The following is a 15,632-nucleotide window of genomic DNA, read 5'->3' on the forward strand; positions in this document are numbered from 1 at the left end:
CATACCTTCCTTTTGCTCTACTAAAAAAATAAAGATGCGCTACATCGTAGCACACCCTTTATACTATTATAAAACAGAATCTAGTGCAATTAAGATCATTTCGTCAAATGTCGTTTGACGCTCTTCAGCAGTTGTTTCTTCTCCTGTTAGCACATGATCACTCACTGTCAGAATCGACAACGCTTTTCTGCCAAATTTTGCAGCAAGCGTATAAAGAGCCGTTGTCTCCATTTCGATCGCTAGAATTCCATATTGGTCCATCAACTCAAGTGGTTTTTCATTATAAAACTGGTCTGCTGTAAATACATTCCCAACACGCACAGCTACATTTTTCGCTTCTGCTGTGTCGTAGGCTTTTTTCAGTAAACCAAAATCAGCACATGGTGCGTAATCAATCGGTCCAAATGCCACACGGTTCATTTGAGAATCTGTTGATGAGGTTTGAGCTAAGATGACGTCACGTACATTGACATCTTTTTTGATCGCTCCGCAAGAACCGACACGGATTAAGTTTTGAACATCATAACTTTGGATCAGCTCATTCACATAGATCGAAATAGACGGTACGCCCATTCCAGTACCTTGTACAGAAATGCGTTTTCCTTTATATGTTCCAGTATAACCATACATGCCGCGCACTTCGTTATAGCACACAACATCTTCTAAATATGTATCTGCAATATATTTCGCACGAAGCGGATCGCCTGGCAGCAATACCGTTTCTGCAATTTGTCCTTTTTCTGCTCCAATATGTACACTCATTTTTTAGCCTCCACTTACGTTTAACATGTGTTTAGTCCCATTTATTATAAACGATTGAGATCAAAAAAGAAAATACCAGCTGAAAGTAAAGCTGGCATCGTCGTTTATATTTAACTCATCGTCATTAGGCGTTCACTGCGTTTCCATCCTGCCGGAAAGAGCTGGTAGTAGCACTTCCCTTTTTTCTGGTCATCAATCACAACGATATCCCCTGTTGTGATAAACCGTGCATTGTAATCATTAGGGACTGTATCTTGTACATTAAATGTCGAGAATGCTTTTTCCAGTACATCAAGGTGTGTCCTGCCGCCAATCTTTGTCCGGTATACAGGTTGATGCCCGCTTTCTGCACCATATTCAGGTGTTTGATAAATGGTTAAGTGATAAGCTGAAGGTTTCTTTTGAAAAAATCTCAACGTCAATTGCATTCAAATCCCTCCCCTTTTATATAAAATTGGCTGGGATCTATGAATTTCCTTCTTCTATTTTTGTCGAATGACGGACAATTTTTCGTCAATCTTTTTACATATGAGAAATAAAGCTAGTCCTATCGCAAAGCCCCCTGCTACATCAGTGACATAATGAACACCGATATACATCCTGCTGATGCCGATCATCAGCACACAACATCCTGTCACCATGTAGACTGCTTTTTGTCTCTTTTTCAGCCACGGAACCATTTCAATTAATAGATAGGCGATAAATGGATAGATCGTTGCTGCATTCATAGAATGACCGCTCGGAAAGCTGTAATAGGTCTCATTCACTAGATGATCAAAGCCTGGACGCTCTCTAGCAAACAGTCCTTTCAGTTCATGATTGACCGTTTTTTCTGCTATATATAGTAGAAAAAGCAGCATAATAGAGTGGTAGCGTTTATACATAAACAGCACCACGCTAAAGATGAGCATGATTGGGACAAGCAGCGCACTGATACCAAAGTCAGTCAAAGTCAGCATGACATCATTTAAAAAAGGAAGTCTGATGTTCTCAAACGATAAGATGATCTGGTTGTCCAATTCTTGAAACTTACCAGATACCATAAGCGCAGCGATGGCGCCAAACAAAAGGAAAAAAATGATGACATACACGCGAAACAATTCCCCTCCCTTTCTACTCAGAATCTCTTCAAAGTATAGTGCCTACCGCGCCTCTTCTTCAACTATCATTGCTTTCCTCAGCATATATTCAAATGTAATATCGGCAAGCTCAAACGTTTCCAGCTCAGATGGTATGTACCCTCTTTTGACCAGCTCCGTGTAGAAGAATTCTGCAATTTCCTCTGTATCAATCACCAAATCTGCTTCTTTCATTGCTTTCCGCCTCCTTTTTTATGATGTATGAACGCTGCCTTATTTTTATTACAGTTTGTCATAATGGCTTATTCCATACATATAAATGCAGTAAACGAAAAGAAAAGGGGCATGAGGCAATGAAATGGTTAAGCATTTTAGATGGACATACTTTTGATCAGGTGATGGGCCGTATCTTGAGGGGATGGTTTTATGTGATTGCTTTTTTCTGTGTTCCTTACTTTTTATTCGTGTTAGGACAAGTCTTCTTTTAACCAAAATGTTCGTTTAAACTTTCCAAAATAAAGTCCATCATATCCTTATATTCTGGGTCTTTGAAAAATTCATAGAGAATTTTATAATCATTGTAAATATCAAGAAGCTCATCCACTATAGATACAGCGAGAAATTCTAGTGATGCTTCGCTTTCTTGTTTCTCTTCTAACTGTAATAGAGCGGTTTGCACCATATCTTCCTCTATTTCTTTTGAGGTTTCTCCAACGTAATGCACAAAAAGAAGCTGATGAACAAACTGATCCATCTCATATTTCCTTAGGACAAGCGTCAAGTCTTCTTCTTCTGTTTCCAGCCATTCTCCGTCTTTTAACCTTGTCAGTTCATAAATGACATCTTCCCAGCCATCTTCAAGGTAGCGCCATATCTCAGTCCGATGGCCAATGATTTTAAATAGCTCTTTCCCGTAATCCTTTACATATACAACATCGCCAATGAGGAACTCATATTCAATGTCCAGCTTTTCTGTATCTACAATCACCCCGTCGTACTCATCGTAAAGCTGAAGTGATGTTTCAAAATAAAGCACCTCATTATGATTGACCTCATATAGATAATGTTGGTCAATTTGATGGACTTTTGTTATCGTTCCAACTGTGCCGTACATGACAACGACGACAATATCCCCTACTTTATATTTTGGTGCTTTCGCCTTCATTCTGTCTCCCCCTTGCCCGACTTTTGGTCTTAACGTATCGTATGCCGGCGCAAGGAATTCTGCATGGGCAACCACACCATGCAAAACGCCATTTTATTTCTTCATGAAAAAACCGCTTCTTCCATACGGAACAAGCGGTTGTGTGTGTTATTTTTTTTTGACTTCTACTTCGTATTGCTCAAAAGCCTCGTCAAATGTCGTCATGGAGCTTAAATAGTCCCCATTTAACTCTAAATAGGCACATAGCTCATGATAATCAGTGGATGCTTTAGGAAAGCTGTGATCTTCATAAGCAGCATTTGCAAAATGACTGATGTCATCCTTCGGTTTTGGATGTCTGTACTTCATTAAATAATGGTAAAACGACTTCACCTGTTTTTCCCTCCGCGACACTCTATTTTGTTGTTATATTATACAGGAATTTGATGACTTGTATAGGCGGAGGTACAACTTATGAAGAAAAATCAAAGTAATTACGCTTTAATAACCGCTCCATGCTCATTAATTCTTCATATGAGATTTTTTCTGGAAGTTTTGTTTGATCGACTAAAATTAATTGATCTTCTATCTCTTTTACTGTCTCATCCTTCTGATACGTCATCCCGCAAAGCGTGCAAGAAATCGAAGGCGTTTCCAAAATCTCAATCGATTGTGTGCCCGTGATGAGTTCCCAATAGACTGTGGTCTGTCCTGCGTTCGCTTTCTTCTCCTCACACCAATCACATGTCAGCAACGTTATTTCTCCTCCTTTACGGTTTGTTCTTTTTTGAGCTGGGCTTGATATTTCTTCTCTTTTAATTCATCTCGTTTTTCGCGTTTGTTTTTGAGCGTATCATGTTCAGGATTCGTCTCATAAGACTCTCTTCGTTTCATTCGGCTTAAATTTTCAGGCGTAAAGGATCTTGCTTCGTCCTCAAATAGAGCTGTTATGCCAATGGCGGGTTCTTTCTTTTCTTCATAGATTTCATTAAAATACGCATCTGCTTGGCCTGCGACGTAATGTTCCGGCTCTGGATAAGAGGTGATCACACCTTCAAAGTTACGCAGGACCACTTTCTCTGGGCTTTGAGATAATAAATAATTTGGCTGTAAGGTGATCTTACCTCCTCCGCCTGGTGCATCTACAACAAAGCTTGGCACAGCATAACCACTCGTATGTCCTCTTAAGCCTTCAATGATTTCAAGGCCTTTTGAAACCGGTGTTCTAAAGTGGCCGATCCCCTCAGATAAATCACATTGATAAATATAATAAGGTCTGACGCGAATCATGACGAGATCATGCATCAGCTTCTTCATAATTGGAACACTGTCGTTAATTCCTGCTAGGATCACTGCCTGATTGCCAACAGGGACGCCAGCATTGACAAGGCGCTCACACGCTTCTTTCGCTTCTTTTGTAATTTCAATGCTTGTATTAAAGTGAGTGTTCAGCCAAACCGGATGATATTTTTTTAAAATCTCACACAATTCATCTGTAATTCGCTGCGGAAAAACGACCGGTGCACGTGTTCCAATTCGAATGATTTCAACGTGAGGAATGTCTCGTAAGTTTTTCAAAATGTATTCAAGCACTTGATCATTAATTAACAGCCCGTCACCGCCTGAAATTAACACATCCCGCACTTCAGGGGTTTCTCTAATATATCCAATGGCGGCATCTAATTGCTTTTTCGGCACGCCCATCCCAATCTGACCGGAAAAACGTCTTCTCGTACAATAGCGGCAGTACATGGAGCACTGATTTGTGACAAGAAACAGCACACGATCTGGGTAGCGGTGCGTTAAACCTGGAACAGGTGAATCCTCATCTTCATGGAGCGGATCTTCGAGGTCATATTTTGTTTTATGAAGCTCCTCTGCAATCGGTACAGACTGCATACGAATTGGGCATCTTGGATCGTCTGGATTCATCAGTGAGGCATAGTAGGGTGTTATGTTGAGTGGAATGGTTTTCGTGGAAATCTTCACCCCTTCTTTTTCCTCTTCTGTTAAGTTCACGACTTTTTCTAAATCTTCAAGCGTTTTGACCGTATGCGTCAGCTGCCAAATCCAGTCGTTCCACTTTTCCTCGGGTACGTCCTTCCAAAGTTCAATGTCCTTCCAATGTCGCGCAGGTTGATACAGTTTTTGATTCATATCCATTCCCCCTATCAGCATTCACTTTATACTATGCAAGTTATGTGCCAACATGGGAAAATGCCCCTATTCTTTACAAAAGGAGCTTTTCCGTCACATTCACCTGTTTGAAGCGCCTACTTTTCGGCATCTGTATATTTTTTTAGTTTATACTGCAATGTTTGTCGAGGAATTTTTAAAGCGGCTGCCGTTTGCTTAATATTCCCTGCGTGCTGTCTTAAAGCTTCTTGAATCAGCGTTTGTTCAAATGACGTCACTTGACTTTTTAATGAGGACTCTGGCGGATGACTTTCTATCTGATGCGTCCGCAAATGGGCAGGGAGATATGCTGGGGTAATTTCTTCTGCTTCCTTTGGCATCATCAAGACGGCATGCTCGATCGTATGTTTTAATTCTCTGACATTCCCTGGCCACTGATGGGCCATAAATACTTGGACGGTTTCTTCAGAAAGGCGGTTGACGTTTTTAGAAAATTGCTGATGATACGTTTGAATAAAGTGGCGGGATAACAGCTGGATATCATGCTTCCTTGTGCGAAGCGGCGGGATATGAAATGATGACACATGCAGTCTATAAAATAAGTCTTCTCTTAACATTTGTTTTTTAACGGCTTCAAATGGGTCGATATTGAGGGCAGTAATCACTCTGACATTTACTTGAACCGCCTTTGCATCACCTATCCGGCGGACAACACCATCCTCTAACACACGCAGTAATTTTGTTTGAAGCGTAAGCGGCATCGCTTGCAGCTCATCAAGAAAAAGCGTACCGCCATCTGCTAACTCAAACAGCCCCTTGCGATCTATTGCGCCCGTATAACTTCCTTTGACAGACCCGAATAAAAGACTTTCAAGCAGCGATTCTGGAAGAGCAGCGCAGTTTTGCGGGATAAAGACTTGATCTTTCCGATCAGATGCATGAACAATCGCTTGTACGAGTACCTCTTTTCCTGTCCCAGTTTCCCCGAAGACCATAACCGATGAAGGATATGCAGCAGCTTTTTTCGCTTTCTCCAGCATCTCTTTTAAGTGTGGATCATTTGTTAAAAATGAAGAAAAATCGAGCATTTGAGTGGTCTCCGCGGCACCATCCGTTCGTTTTTTTTGATCTAAACGATTCGAAAGCGCCGACAGCTTCGACACATCCTTCGCTACTTCTACCGCCCCAATTAACTTGCTGCCTTCCATAATGGGCAGTGTGGTGTTGACGGTCTCAATTTTTTCTCCATTTTTATTCAAATAGGTTTGCAACGAATGATAAATGGGTTTTCCTGTTCTAAGTACATGCATGAGTGTACTTGTCTTTTCAGTTAATGAAGGATACACATCCAGTATGTACTTGCCAATCACCTCTTCTTTCGCTAAACAATCGAACTTCGCTGCATTATGATTATAAAAGATGGTGACCCCTTGATCGTCTACAACGTGAATCGCTTCATCGATGGCTTCTAAAATTAATTCAAACCAATCCGCTCTTTCGACAACCTTCCCCACTATTTCCCCCTCACTTTCTATGCCGAAAATCCGGCACAGTATTGCCCAATTTTCAGCGGTTTGATGATATTCAACGTGTTCCCCTATCCTTTTCACGTTTCGCTTTTTCCTTTCGATCTCCTGCTTTTTTCGTCAATTCTAAAAAAAGCACCCCTCTTATGAGGAGTGCTTTCGTCCTGACGTTTGATAAAGAGACATGTCAAACTCGTGGAAAGATTCCATATACAATGGAACAATCGACTTCCCTTCTTGAAATAAAGTAAAGTGGGAAGGATATAATTTGATTGGCTGATGATAAAATGCGAATAACTTGACCACCTCAGGGGCAATACGGCAGAAGGTATCATGAACAAATAAATAGACATCCCGTTGCCATTTAAAAAGCCGGCGGTTTGGCGGGCTGAATTCAGGAGATACTTGAATGATTTTGCCCTCGTCTAATGTCTGTAGCAGTTCGTTTGAAACGGTGCACATTTCTTTTGGATGAAACTGAAAATATTGCATATCACGTTTTGAAGCAAATCGTCTTTTTTTCTGATCTTCAATATAATAAATCGTTCTTCCATTATCTGCGGTGACCACTGTATAGTTCGGCACAACGCGCTTATCTTTCACCTCATATTTCATCGCACAAATCAAAGGGACACGAATCGCACGTATCTTCTTTTCATGAACCCATCGTTTGTCAATCTCATGAAGATTCCCATAAGCAAGTTGAAAATAAGCCCCTTCTCTTTCAATGACCGTCCCATCAATTACATCATACGGCATACTTGAAAACATGTGATGAAAGGATTGGGGTGTTTTAAATGTGATATCGAGTACCTCTTTTAATGGATAAAACGCAGCAAAATGATTCAACCGCATCCAAAAAACAGAATCTGCATGATGCCAATGCTTCGGGTCATCATCCCAATATTGCCTAAATTCCTCATCAATCAAAGGAAGCAAGCGTCTTCTATGCATGACCGAACAGTGATCTACTTGAAAGGACGCATGTTCTAACACATGTTCCGCTTCTCGAACAAAGGTCATTGTTTCCACTAGATGCTTATCAATATGGACCACACGCTGCGAGGAATAAACGATATCTACATGTGATTTTGATTGAAAAACATCCACCATTTTCTGTAAACGATCTTTGCAATACATTGTATCATCTGTTAAATAACAAATAAGCTCCCCTGATATTCGTGTTAATGCTTCATTAATAAGCGTCGCATAACGTACAGTCATCAGCCTTTTTGCAGGATGAACAGTATGCGGATACAAGTGGATACGCTCATCGTTTAAAAAGGGCTGAATCTTTTTTAATGTTTCTGGCTCCGAGCCATCATCCATAATCAAAAGCTCCCAGTTTTGATATGTTTGTTCTATCATACTCTTTAACACACGATCAATGAAATCAGGTTTATTGTAGCTTGTTAAAATCACCGATACTTTCATGGGCATTATCCTTTTTAATGAGATTAAAAAGCTCCCCAACTAACAATATTTGTGTAAGGAACATTCACTCTTAGCTGATTCGTAGCATTTTTAAAAACCGCCACTGTATGAAACAATTGAACAACAACCACGTTTTGCAGCACCTCACCATTGACTAAATGAACACGTGGCAGCGGAATGCCGAGCTCAAGCCACTGGCGTAGCAACTCTTTGATTTCTGACTCACTTTCTTCCTCACGTCCCTCTAAAAGACGAAGAAGAAGCAAAATCAACACAACTTCGAGTATTCCTTCTGTTTCTAGTAATTCTTTGTTCCAGCCATTTAATAATTGTTCAAATTCCATTCAAAATTCCCTCTTTCTTCTCGTTTGATCTTTACTAGAGTATGAGAATCACTTCATTTAGCATCAGCATTTGAAAACATTTTAAAAAATGTGTGAAGTCATTAAATGAAAAAAGAACAAGGAATGAGCATTCTGCTTATACCAAAAAAACTGAACTGCATATACATAGTGGTGTGTTTCAATTGTTGAAGGAAGGATGGGGATAAAATGAATGACAATCGTACTGAGTTAAAAAAAGAACTATTGAAACTATTCTTCAAACCGCTTAGTCATGCGTTAACAGTTAATTTCGAAGAAGGAGGTGCAGAATTGGAAAATAAATTAAACGATTTATTAAGTGAAGTCGCAGCTGAAGCATCAACTTCAGATGCTGCTTCAGCACTTAATTCATCTCAGGGAGCAAGGTGGATTTTCGCAAGACTTACACCAGGAACAGTTATTAGTATTGTGATGGACTCTGGAGACTTAATTGGACCCGTTCAATTCGTAGCATTCGATGCTTCTACTGGTATTGTTTTTGTCACACAGGAAAGCTCTGTGACACCTACAGGCTCTGCAACAACTCTATTAGATGTAGATAAAGTGGAAAGTGTTACGTTCACAACTTAATGTGAGAGGGCCATCATGAAGTTTCTTTATGTCAGCTCTGGCTACGGTGGAATCTATCGGATGTTCGATCAATGGATTGAAGAGAGCTTCATTGATTCCCCCTTTTCATGTATCAAGATGGAAAGGGAATCTCTACCCGCTCATATGCACAAAATCCGGACATTTTCTCCGGATTTTGTTTTCATGATGATCGGTGATCATATTCCAACAGAAGTACTTCATCAATTCAAACAAGAAAAGATCCCTGTCGTACTGTGGATGACAGAAGACCCTTTTTATATAGATGTGTCAGCTGCATGCGTAAGTGATGCACAGCTGATCTTAACGATTGACGAAGGTGCTTTGTCATTTTACAAACAAATGGGCGCTAATCACTCGCACTACTTTCCCATTCCGACCAATACACACGTATTTCAGAAAAAAGAATCACCACATGAGTCGTGCATCTATGACATTGCACTCATTGGCTACCCTTATCCAAACCGCATCAAAGCCATCGATACACTCTTACATCAAAACAAATGGCGCATTCTCGTTGCAGGTAAAGAATGGCATCGACTGTTGAATAAATCACGCAGACGATATCGCGATCTCACACTGATGACCCACTGGCTGAGTCCCGAGCAGATGGCAGACATCTATCAAACATCAGCCATTGTTCTGAATCCGCACAGGCCCGCGCAATTTGCCTATAATCAAAACAAAGCCAATGTTCAAAATATGAGCCTCAACAACAGAGCATTTGATATCGCTGCAAGCGGAGGCTTTCAGTTGACAGATCTACAACCGTCACAGGCATTTTCAAGCTTCGCTTTTTACACACATGAAAACGATTTGATTAAGCAGGTCGAGCACTATGTAAAAAACCCTCAACAAAGACAATCGGTTGCAGAGAACAATTACGAGCAAGTCGTTCGCTGGAACACATTTGATACGCTGCCTTACAGACTTTATGAAATAGTCAAAAGCGCCCTATGACCGGGCGCTTTTTCTAATTGCCATCATCTTATGCCGTTCCTTCTGCATCTTGTCGAGCCAATAAAATCTTCTCTGCCTTTTTCCGATCTTCCTCACTTTTCACAACAAGCGATTGCGCATGATCCATCATATATGCACCAACAGATCCTTCTAAAAAGGAATGAATGCATTCTTTTGCATATGGAACATGAAACGCATAGACAGCTCCATTTAAACGTCCATACGTATAAGGGTGCTCCTGAGTTGGTACAAAAAAATAATGATTGTCCTTATACAGGCTGGCTTCATTGGTGTCATGAAGTGTCCAAGTTTCATTTGGATTTTCTAACGCCTCTGTAAAAGAAGCCGCACAATCATATCCCCCCTCTACTAGAAGCTGCAAGCAGTTCTCAATATCTGCCGTCTGCCTTAGTGGTGATGCTGGATGCAAATACAAAACAATATCAAACGTCTTTCCCTCTCGTTCTAAATAAGCAAGTGCATGCTTCACAGCTACTAAAGAAGGTGTTTGTTCCGTCACATGTGTGCTTGGCAGTTCAATCACATTTGCTCCGTAGTGGGACGAAATGATTTGAGTATTCACATCCTCTGAAGATACGATGACTTCATCTAATTCAATCATTTGTAATAATGGCTGAATGGTCCAATAGATCAGCGGCCGCTCCGCCAATACGCGAATGTGTTCAGCATGATGTCCCTGCTTGCTGCTAAAAGCTGGTATCATAGCTAAAATACGATTTCCCCTATACATGTATGATCTTCTCCCCTCGCGCAGCTCAGTATCCAGTGAATAAATGTTGAGAGCTGAGCTGATCGCCGTACTGAAGTCTTCAGGTCTCTCGTTATTCTACTTGATCTTCTATCTCTACATATTCTATTAAGTCGTCAAGCAGATGGTTATAATTGGTTCACCTAATTTATGCTGAAGTGGTTCTTTTCCTCAAACGTCTTCCACTCTTTCACATATGATGCAAAGTAGAGAAATGAGAGTTGGGGGATTAGATATGTCCAAACAAATAGAAACGAGTTTGAAGACCTTTTTTCGTGACAAAATCATCTTGGTCACAGGCGGTACGGGTTCGATTGGCCGGCAGATTGTGAAAAAATTAACAGCATGCTCTCCTAAAAAGGTCATTGTCTTCAGTAAAGATGACAGTAAACAATACATGATGAAAAATGAATATGCGGCAAATCCAGAGGTTGTATTTGCACTTGGAGATGTGAGGGATGCAAGCCGCGTCAGGCAGCTTGTCAAAGGAGTAGATATCATCTTCCATGCAGCTGCGCTCAAACAAGTACCCACCTGCGAAGATAATCCGTTTGAAGCTGTCCAAACCAACATCATCGGCGGACAGCATGTCATTGAAGCAGCACTTGAACATGAAGTCAGTCATGTTGTCAACATTTCAACTGACAAAGCGGTATATCATGATACTAAGTAAATACCATAAAAAAAGAAGCCTACATTCTGGCTTCTTTTATAACGATATTCGCTAATTCTTGATAAAACTGTTCTTCTGTAACGACATCACCATATACTTGAGGAAAGATTGCTATTGAGTAGGGCTTTCCTGGAAAAGTTAATGTTTTTGTTTTGTTTTTCTTTGCGTGCTCAAGGTTTTCTTTCCATTTCCCTCTGTTTGTCTTAGCCATTTTTCATACCTCCACAGCTTTAGTTGCTTCCAAGGTATGTTGATTCAGTTTATGTGTTACACTCTTCTTTGAAACTATACTTTCGCACATCTTATTTATGTAATATGTATAGTTTACTTTCTTTTTCATCCACCTTACCTCTGTTCCAATTTCTTCACAGATTCCAATTGGTATGCTGGATTTATTAACTTTACTTATGTAAGTATGTTCTAATTGATTTTCAGCAATATTCTTATATGTAAGAAAGTCATTAATATGTACAAAGAAAACTCTATTCTCAGGCTCTCTAAAATTAAACAGGAAGCCAGGTAACACTCCTTCATATTTTGAAGCAGCTTCAAGGTGCTTAATCTGTTGAGATTTAATCATACTTTCTGAAAACGATATAGACTTACTTTTTGTTGATTTCAATTCTAAGGGGAATAAAACTCCATTAGAATATAAGAAACAATCGTAGTTATTTTTAGAAACATCAAAGTTCCTTTTTATGGCCATTGGATTAACATCCTTAATTCTATAGAAGAACAAGCCTTGGTCTTTTGCTGACTGTTGAATATTTGCTTCAAAAACTTCACCTAAGTTGGTGCTCAATGAACCAATCCTTTCTTTGTGTTTAATAGTTAAATGGGGTATTCTATGATTATCAATATCTAGGAGAGTGTTCCAATTGACCGAGCTTATCAACCAAAACAACGAGTTAACTGACTATTTAAAGTCAAAAGGATTTACAGTTAGATTTCATGTAGACATGTCAGAGAATCATTTATTTGAAAAACACTATGTTGTTTACAATGAATCAGATACTAAAAATGCTGAACTCGTATTCAAAGCAAACGCTAAAACTAATGAAGTTGAATACTTTTTCGTAGATAACAACCAATACCCAGATTTAGTTGAAGAAGTAAATGCTTTAATCAAAAACTTTAAAAATTCATGATGTTCACCCTTGTCATTTGACAGGGGTTTAAAATTTCAATTCGATTGCTTCTCCATTGATAAGCTTCACAAACTTCTTATCAAACTTGTACTCTCCTAAAACAGCATTCTCTAAATCAATCAAGTCTAAGTGGAACAACTCTTTACCATCTACATCTTCAATAAGAATGAAATCACTTGAATCAAACTCTGTTTTTAACCAAATGACAGTTAAATTTGTTACGATGTTAAGTTTGTTGGTTAAATACATGTAAGCTGCTTGAGAAGTACCGTCTACTACATCTCTAATTTCTTCATCATCAATATTGTTAATTACGATCAAATTGTTGGATTTCTCATTATAGAAGTAAGCAAAATCACCTCCTTGATTTTTTAATCGATAAGCTCCCTTTAAGTTATTCAAGTTAATTAGATTTGGCATATGTATTTATGTATCTCCCTTTTTCATTGTTGGACAAGTCTCTTGCTTCTTGCATCAGTTCTTCGTTGTTATTGCTTAGGCTTATGCCCAAACGGCTAACTTTCATATAGTCTTTGTTATTTATTGCTTCTTCTATTGAATCAATTTGCTTTTTCATTTTGCTATGTAATTTAACCAAACTGTTTTCTTCTATTATTTAACTCCCCTTTCATAAGCGCATTGTCTACATGCTGGCTTATAATCATTCCCAACTTTAACTTTTGTTTATTTGAATCATTAGAAACTTCAAGTGACACCCATGCATCCTCGCCACAAAAAGCACAAACTGCATGATGTTTAGTCACATGATCTGCTTTGGCCATTAAGTACGGTACAATTCCAAATGGCTTGCCATACCTGTCCATGTCTAATCCTGCAACAAACACTTTCTTCCCCTGTTCAATTAGTTTCTCAATGTGAGTGATCATTTGATCTGGGAAAAATTGAACTTCATCAATGCAAACAACATCAGCTTCAAACAAATCTTGAAGTATACCAACCTTGTTTTCATTTGTTATTTGTAGGTTTAATGCCCCAACTTTCTTCCCATCATGAGTAACAATTGAGTCTTCTGAGTATCTGTTATCAGTTGATGGCTTTAAAAACACTACTTTCTTTCCAGCCAACATATAACGTTTACCATGACGCTGTAGTGCCGTTGATTTCTCTGCAAACATACTTCCTACATCAACTGTTAATGATCCTACTGGTATGATTCCTCACCTCCTAATAGAAGCTGTCTATATTTCTTGTAATCTTCTTCACTATTAAATGAGAATACTGGTGTTTTGCCTTTTTGAAATGAAATTGTGCCACCAACTTGAGTTAGATAGGCTTGTTTCAAAGCGTCTTGTTCAAAAGGAATTCTAATAACCATATGTAATTTCCCCTTTATTTTAATTTGTACAAGTCACATCACAATCTCCCAGGATATCTTCAATCATTCGACCAACAACTCGCCAATCCCCACCTGCTAAACCGCAGCCGATCCCATAAGGAATAGCGATAGAACGGCCTTTGTATTTGCTATAATCATCACTGACTACATGTCTTAAACTTTTCAAACAATGTTCCAGAGCTTCATAATCTGTTTGTCTTGATTTCACACCATAGTTATCTTGAGCAAACAAATTTGCGATTGTTATATTCTTATTTACATCGACAAATTGAGTCGCCCCTAGTAAACCATTTTTTCTGTTTTTAATTTTTTCATCGTCACACAAACGCTTATAATCTTTGTACACATTTGGATATTTATTTTTGATCTGCTTTGCTAACCCTGCTCCCATGACACCCTTACAATTCACCTGATGGCAGATGATGTCTTTTGTTATGTCTAATATGTTACCTTCTACAGTCCTGATCACTTCAAACCCCTCCCCCCCAATTTGATTAAAAGACCGATTTTATTTAGAATTCTTAAGTTGTATAACAATCCCACACATAATAACTAAATATCCAAGACCGATTAAAGGCACAAAAATGACTGCCCAGCTTGTTTTAACATCCCTCATCCGTTTTTTCTTGCCCATCTAACTAGGCAAAACTTAATTAGAGTGGTTAATATGTAATAAATTATCGCAACGTGTATCACTGGAACAACCCTCCCCAAATTACTCCAGCAGCTACTGATACAATAACCATTGAAATAAACTTAGCTACTCCAACCCAAACAGTAAGCTTCATATCACCTTCTGAACCCCATTCACTTAGCACAACAAGTCCAAATACAATTAACAAAATCTATGCTTTAACGATCATCTACGAATCGCCGCCTTATTAGATTTCTCTAATTTCATTTCAAGTAATTCTCTTTCAGTGATAGGAATCAAAGATTTGTTTTCCTGCTCTGTTTTAGCCTCTAAATAAAATGTTTCGTTGTATGTGATAAACTCAATAGCACCAGTAAGGTCGTATACAAATACTAAGAAATTTAAACTTTGCATCCTAATAACATGTGTCAGATTATTTTCTTTAATAAATTCATCCCATTTTTTAAAGTAGCTTGAACTTTTCTTAAACTGTTTGAAAATATGACCGCCTAATTTTGTTCTTTTTTGATGAAATGCTTATCATCAATCTCATCAGAATATGCTTCATTTATTAAAAGACCTCCATGAAAATCATATGCTGCTTTACTCGCTAAGTCTTCGATACCAACTAAATTTGAAATCTCCTCATTCCTATCTTGCATAAATTGTCCTTTGATGAAAAATCCATATTCTAGATCTCTGTGTAAGTTAGAAGGTTTCTCCACTTTGTAATAATATTTATCCATTTTTAATATCCTTTATGTTTGTTATTTGTTATTTAATGAAGAACTTTTACTCGCATCCCAGATTCACAACTGTTAATATGCTCTTTGATTTCCATGTCATTTTGACAGTTAGAACACGGAATAATTCTTTTACCTACATCCAATTTCGCACCACTGAAAACCCAGTTCACAAAGCAATCCAAAGAAGTCTCACTTCATTTTTATTAACAGCTATATCTAACTCTGTCATTGGAAACATCTAATAGTGTCCTTTTGAATCGCCCCTTGATCCATGTTTGGCCTGGTTTGAATCT

The 15,632-nt window shown here is 38.7% G+C and carries 24 protein-coding genes and 1 pseudogene; 5 read left to right on the forward strand and 20 right to left on the reverse strand.

What is annotated here, in order from left to right; translation table 11 throughout:
• Nucleotides 1-66: 66 nt before the first annotated feature.
• The 4 genes from deoD to NSQ64_RS11075 all read right to left on the reverse strand — a co-directional run bounded on the left by deoD (nucleotide 67) and on the right by NSQ64_RS11075 (nucleotide 2,075).
• Complete coding sequence (gene deoD, locus NSQ64_RS11060; RefSeq protein WP_007500754.1) at nucleotides 67-762, reverse strand: purine-nucleoside phosphorylase; 696 nt, start codon at nucleotides 760-762, stop codon at nucleotides 67-69.
• 110 nt (nucleotides 763-872) lie between these two features.
• Nucleotides 873-1,190, reverse strand: coding sequence for a YodL domain-containing protein (locus NSQ64_RS11065; RefSeq protein WP_007500756.1), 318 nt, complete (start codon nucleotides 1,188-1,190; stop codon nucleotides 873-875).
• A gap of 54 nt (nucleotides 1,191-1,244) precedes the next feature.
• Complete coding sequence (locus NSQ64_RS11070) at nucleotides 1,245-1,853, reverse strand: phosphatase PAP2 family protein (protein WP_341016489.1); 609 nt, start codon at nucleotides 1,851-1,853, stop codon at nucleotides 1,245-1,247.
• Between the two features lie 51 nt (nucleotides 1,854-1,904).
• Nucleotides 1,905-2,075, reverse strand: a complete 171-nt coding sequence (locus NSQ64_RS11075) for a YozD family protein (protein ID WP_008346445.1) — start codon at nucleotides 2,073-2,075, stop codon at nucleotides 1,905-1,907.
• 119 nt (nucleotides 2,076-2,194) lie between these two features.
• On the opposite strand from NSQ64_RS11075, the gene NSQ64_RS11080 reads away from it, so the two are divergent.
• Nucleotides 2,195-2,329: a hypothetical protein gene (locus NSQ64_RS11080; protein ID WP_017359686.1), complete on the forward strand. Its 135-nt coding sequence runs from the start codon at nucleotides 2,195-2,197 to the stop codon at nucleotides 2,327-2,329.
• On the opposite strand, the gene NSQ64_RS11085 is transcribed toward NSQ64_RS11080, so the two are convergent.
• The 7 genes from NSQ64_RS11085 to cgeC all read right to left on the reverse strand — a co-directional run bounded on the left by NSQ64_RS11085 (nucleotide 2,326) and on the right by cgeC (nucleotide 8,425).
• On the reverse strand, nucleotides 2,326-3,006 hold the full coding sequence (locus NSQ64_RS11085; RefSeq protein WP_008346441.1) for a hypothetical protein: 681 nt from the start codon (nucleotides 3,004-3,006) through the stop codon (nucleotides 2,326-2,328). The two genes, NSQ64_RS11080 and NSQ64_RS11085, sit on opposite strands and share 4 nt — an antisense overlap.
• A gap of 147 nt (nucleotides 3,007-3,153) precedes the next feature.
• Complete coding sequence (locus NSQ64_RS11090) at nucleotides 3,154-3,378, reverse strand: YozE family protein (RefSeq protein WP_008346438.1); 225 nt, start codon at nucleotides 3,376-3,378, stop codon at nucleotides 3,154-3,156.
• 79 nt (nucleotides 3,379-3,457) lie between these two features.
• Nucleotides 3,458-3,739 carry a YokU family protein gene (locus NSQ64_RS11095; protein WP_138278646.1) on the reverse strand — a complete coding sequence of 94 codons (282 nt, stop codon included), beginning with the start codon at nucleotides 3,737-3,739 and terminating at the stop codon, nucleotides 3,458-3,460.
• Between the two features lie 2 nt (nucleotides 3,740-3,741).
• The gene (gene ablA / locus NSQ64_RS11100) at nucleotides 3,742-5,142 is read right to left on the reverse strand and encodes a lysine 2,3-aminomutase (protein ID WP_008346434.1); all 1,401 of its coding nucleotides are present in this window, start codon (nucleotides 5,140-5,142) and stop codon (nucleotides 3,742-3,744) included.
• A 116-nt stretch (nucleotides 5,143-5,258) separates the two neighbouring features.
• Nucleotides 5,259-6,635, reverse strand: coding sequence for a sigma-54 interaction domain-containing protein (locus NSQ64_RS11105; protein WP_024718563.1), 1,377 nt, complete (start codon nucleotides 6,633-6,635; stop codon nucleotides 5,259-5,261).
• 156 nt (nucleotides 6,636-6,791) lie between these two features.
• Nucleotides 6,792-8,087 (reverse strand): glycosyltransferase family A protein, encoded by a 1,296-nt coding sequence (locus NSQ64_RS11110; protein WP_341016496.1) that lies wholly within the window; start codon nucleotides 8,085-8,087, stop codon nucleotides 6,792-6,794.
• Between the two features lie 17 nt (nucleotides 8,088-8,104).
• Entirely contained in the window at nucleotides 8,105-8,425 is a 321-nt protein-coding gene (gene cgeC / locus NSQ64_RS11115) for a spore maturation protein CgeC (protein WP_041507065.1), read from the reverse strand.
• A gap of 207 nt (nucleotides 8,426-8,632) precedes the next feature.
• Between cgeC and NSQ64_RS11120 the strand changes: the two genes are divergently transcribed.
• Together NSQ64_RS11120 and NSQ64_RS11125 are read left to right on the forward strand one after the other, a co-directional pair.
• Complete coding sequence (locus NSQ64_RS11120; protein ID WP_341016498.1) at nucleotides 8,633-9,034, forward strand: hypothetical protein; 402 nt, start codon at nucleotides 8,633-8,635, stop codon at nucleotides 9,032-9,034.
• 15 nt (nucleotides 9,035-9,049) lie between these two features.
• Nucleotides 9,050-10,012 carry a CgeB family protein gene (locus tag NSQ64_RS11125; protein ID WP_341016500.1) on the forward strand — a complete coding sequence of 321 codons (963 nt, stop codon included), beginning with the start codon at nucleotides 9,050-9,052 and terminating at the stop codon, nucleotides 10,010-10,012.
• 28 nt (nucleotides 10,013-10,040) lie between these two features.
• On the opposite strand, the gene NSQ64_RS11130 is transcribed toward NSQ64_RS11125, so the two are convergent.
• The gene (locus NSQ64_RS11130) at nucleotides 10,041-10,763 is read right to left on the reverse strand and encodes an acylneuraminate cytidylyltransferase family protein (protein WP_017367462.1); all 723 of its coding nucleotides are present in this window, start codon (nucleotides 10,761-10,763) and stop codon (nucleotides 10,041-10,043) included.
• 253 nt (nucleotides 10,764-11,016) lie between these two features.
• Here NSQ64_RS11130 and NSQ64_RS11135 point away from each other — a divergent pair.
• Nucleotides 11,017-11,436: pseudogene (locus NSQ64_RS11135) on the forward strand (SDR family NAD(P)-dependent oxidoreductase); the annotation flags it as partial.
• A 37-nt stretch (nucleotides 11,437-11,473) separates the two neighbouring features.
• Here NSQ64_RS11135 and NSQ64_RS11140 read toward each other — a convergent pair.
• Together NSQ64_RS11140 and NSQ64_RS11145 are read right to left on the reverse strand one after the other, a co-directional pair.
• A complete protein-coding gene (locus NSQ64_RS11140) occupies nucleotides 11,474-11,665 on the reverse strand; it encodes a hypothetical protein (RefSeq protein WP_268382689.1) in 192 nt (63 codons plus the stop codon).
• A gap of 3 nt (nucleotides 11,666-11,668) precedes the next feature.
• Nucleotides 11,669-12,256: a Holliday junction resolvase RecU gene (locus tag NSQ64_RS11145; protein ID WP_341016504.1), complete on the reverse strand. Its 588-nt coding sequence runs from the start codon at nucleotides 12,254-12,256 to the stop codon at nucleotides 11,669-11,671.
• A 76-nt stretch (nucleotides 12,257-12,332) separates the two neighbouring features.
• On the opposite strand from NSQ64_RS11145, the gene NSQ64_RS11150 reads away from it, so the two are divergent.
• Nucleotides 12,333-12,602, forward strand: coding sequence for a hypothetical protein (locus NSQ64_RS11150; protein WP_341016506.1), 270 nt, complete (start codon nucleotides 12,333-12,335; stop codon nucleotides 12,600-12,602).
• A 27-nt stretch (nucleotides 12,603-12,629) separates the two neighbouring features.
• Here NSQ64_RS11150 and NSQ64_RS11155 read toward each other — a convergent pair whose 3' ends face one another.
• The 6 genes from NSQ64_RS11155 to NSQ64_RS11180 form a co-directional block, all read right to left on the reverse strand.
• The gene (locus NSQ64_RS11155) at nucleotides 12,630-13,022 is read right to left on the reverse strand and encodes a hypothetical protein (protein ID WP_341016508.1); all 393 of its coding nucleotides are present in this window, start codon (nucleotides 13,020-13,022) and stop codon (nucleotides 12,630-12,632) included.
• The gene (locus NSQ64_RS11160; protein WP_341016510.1) at nucleotides 13,006-13,200 is read right to left on the reverse strand and encodes a hypothetical protein; all 195 of its coding nucleotides are present in this window, start codon (nucleotides 13,198-13,200) and stop codon (nucleotides 13,006-13,008) included. Before NSQ64_RS11160 ends, NSQ64_RS11155 begins: the two co-directional genes overlap by 17 nt.
• The gene (locus NSQ64_RS11165) at nucleotides 13,193-13,777 is read right to left on the reverse strand and encodes a thymidine kinase (protein WP_341018298.1); all 585 of its coding nucleotides are present in this window, start codon (nucleotides 13,775-13,777) and stop codon (nucleotides 13,193-13,195) included. The genes NSQ64_RS11160 and NSQ64_RS11165 overlap by 8 nt, the downstream gene beginning before the upstream one ends.
• The gene (locus NSQ64_RS11170) at nucleotides 13,765-13,938 is read right to left on the reverse strand and encodes a hypothetical protein (RefSeq protein WP_341016512.1); all 174 of its coding nucleotides are present in this window, start codon (nucleotides 13,936-13,938) and stop codon (nucleotides 13,765-13,767) included. Before NSQ64_RS11170 ends, NSQ64_RS11165 begins: the two co-directional genes overlap by 13 nt.
• A 19-nt stretch (nucleotides 13,939-13,957) precedes the next feature.
• Nucleotides 13,958-14,428: a macro domain-containing protein gene (locus NSQ64_RS11175; RefSeq protein WP_341016514.1), complete on the reverse strand. Its 471-nt coding sequence runs from the start codon at nucleotides 14,426-14,428 to the stop codon at nucleotides 13,958-13,960.
• Nucleotides 14,429-15,102: 674 nt separating this feature from the next.
• The gene (locus tag NSQ64_RS11180; RefSeq protein WP_171465507.1) at nucleotides 15,103-15,339 is read right to left on the reverse strand and encodes a hypothetical protein; all 237 of its coding nucleotides are present in this window, start codon (nucleotides 15,337-15,339) and stop codon (nucleotides 15,103-15,105) included.
• Between the last annotated feature and the right edge of the window lie 293 nt (nucleotides 15,340-15,632).

It is taken from the genome of Bacillus sp. FSL W8-0183, assembly GCF_038006825.1.
GTDB lineage: Bacteria > Bacillota > Bacilli > Bacillales > Bacillaceae > Bacillus > Bacillus altitudinis.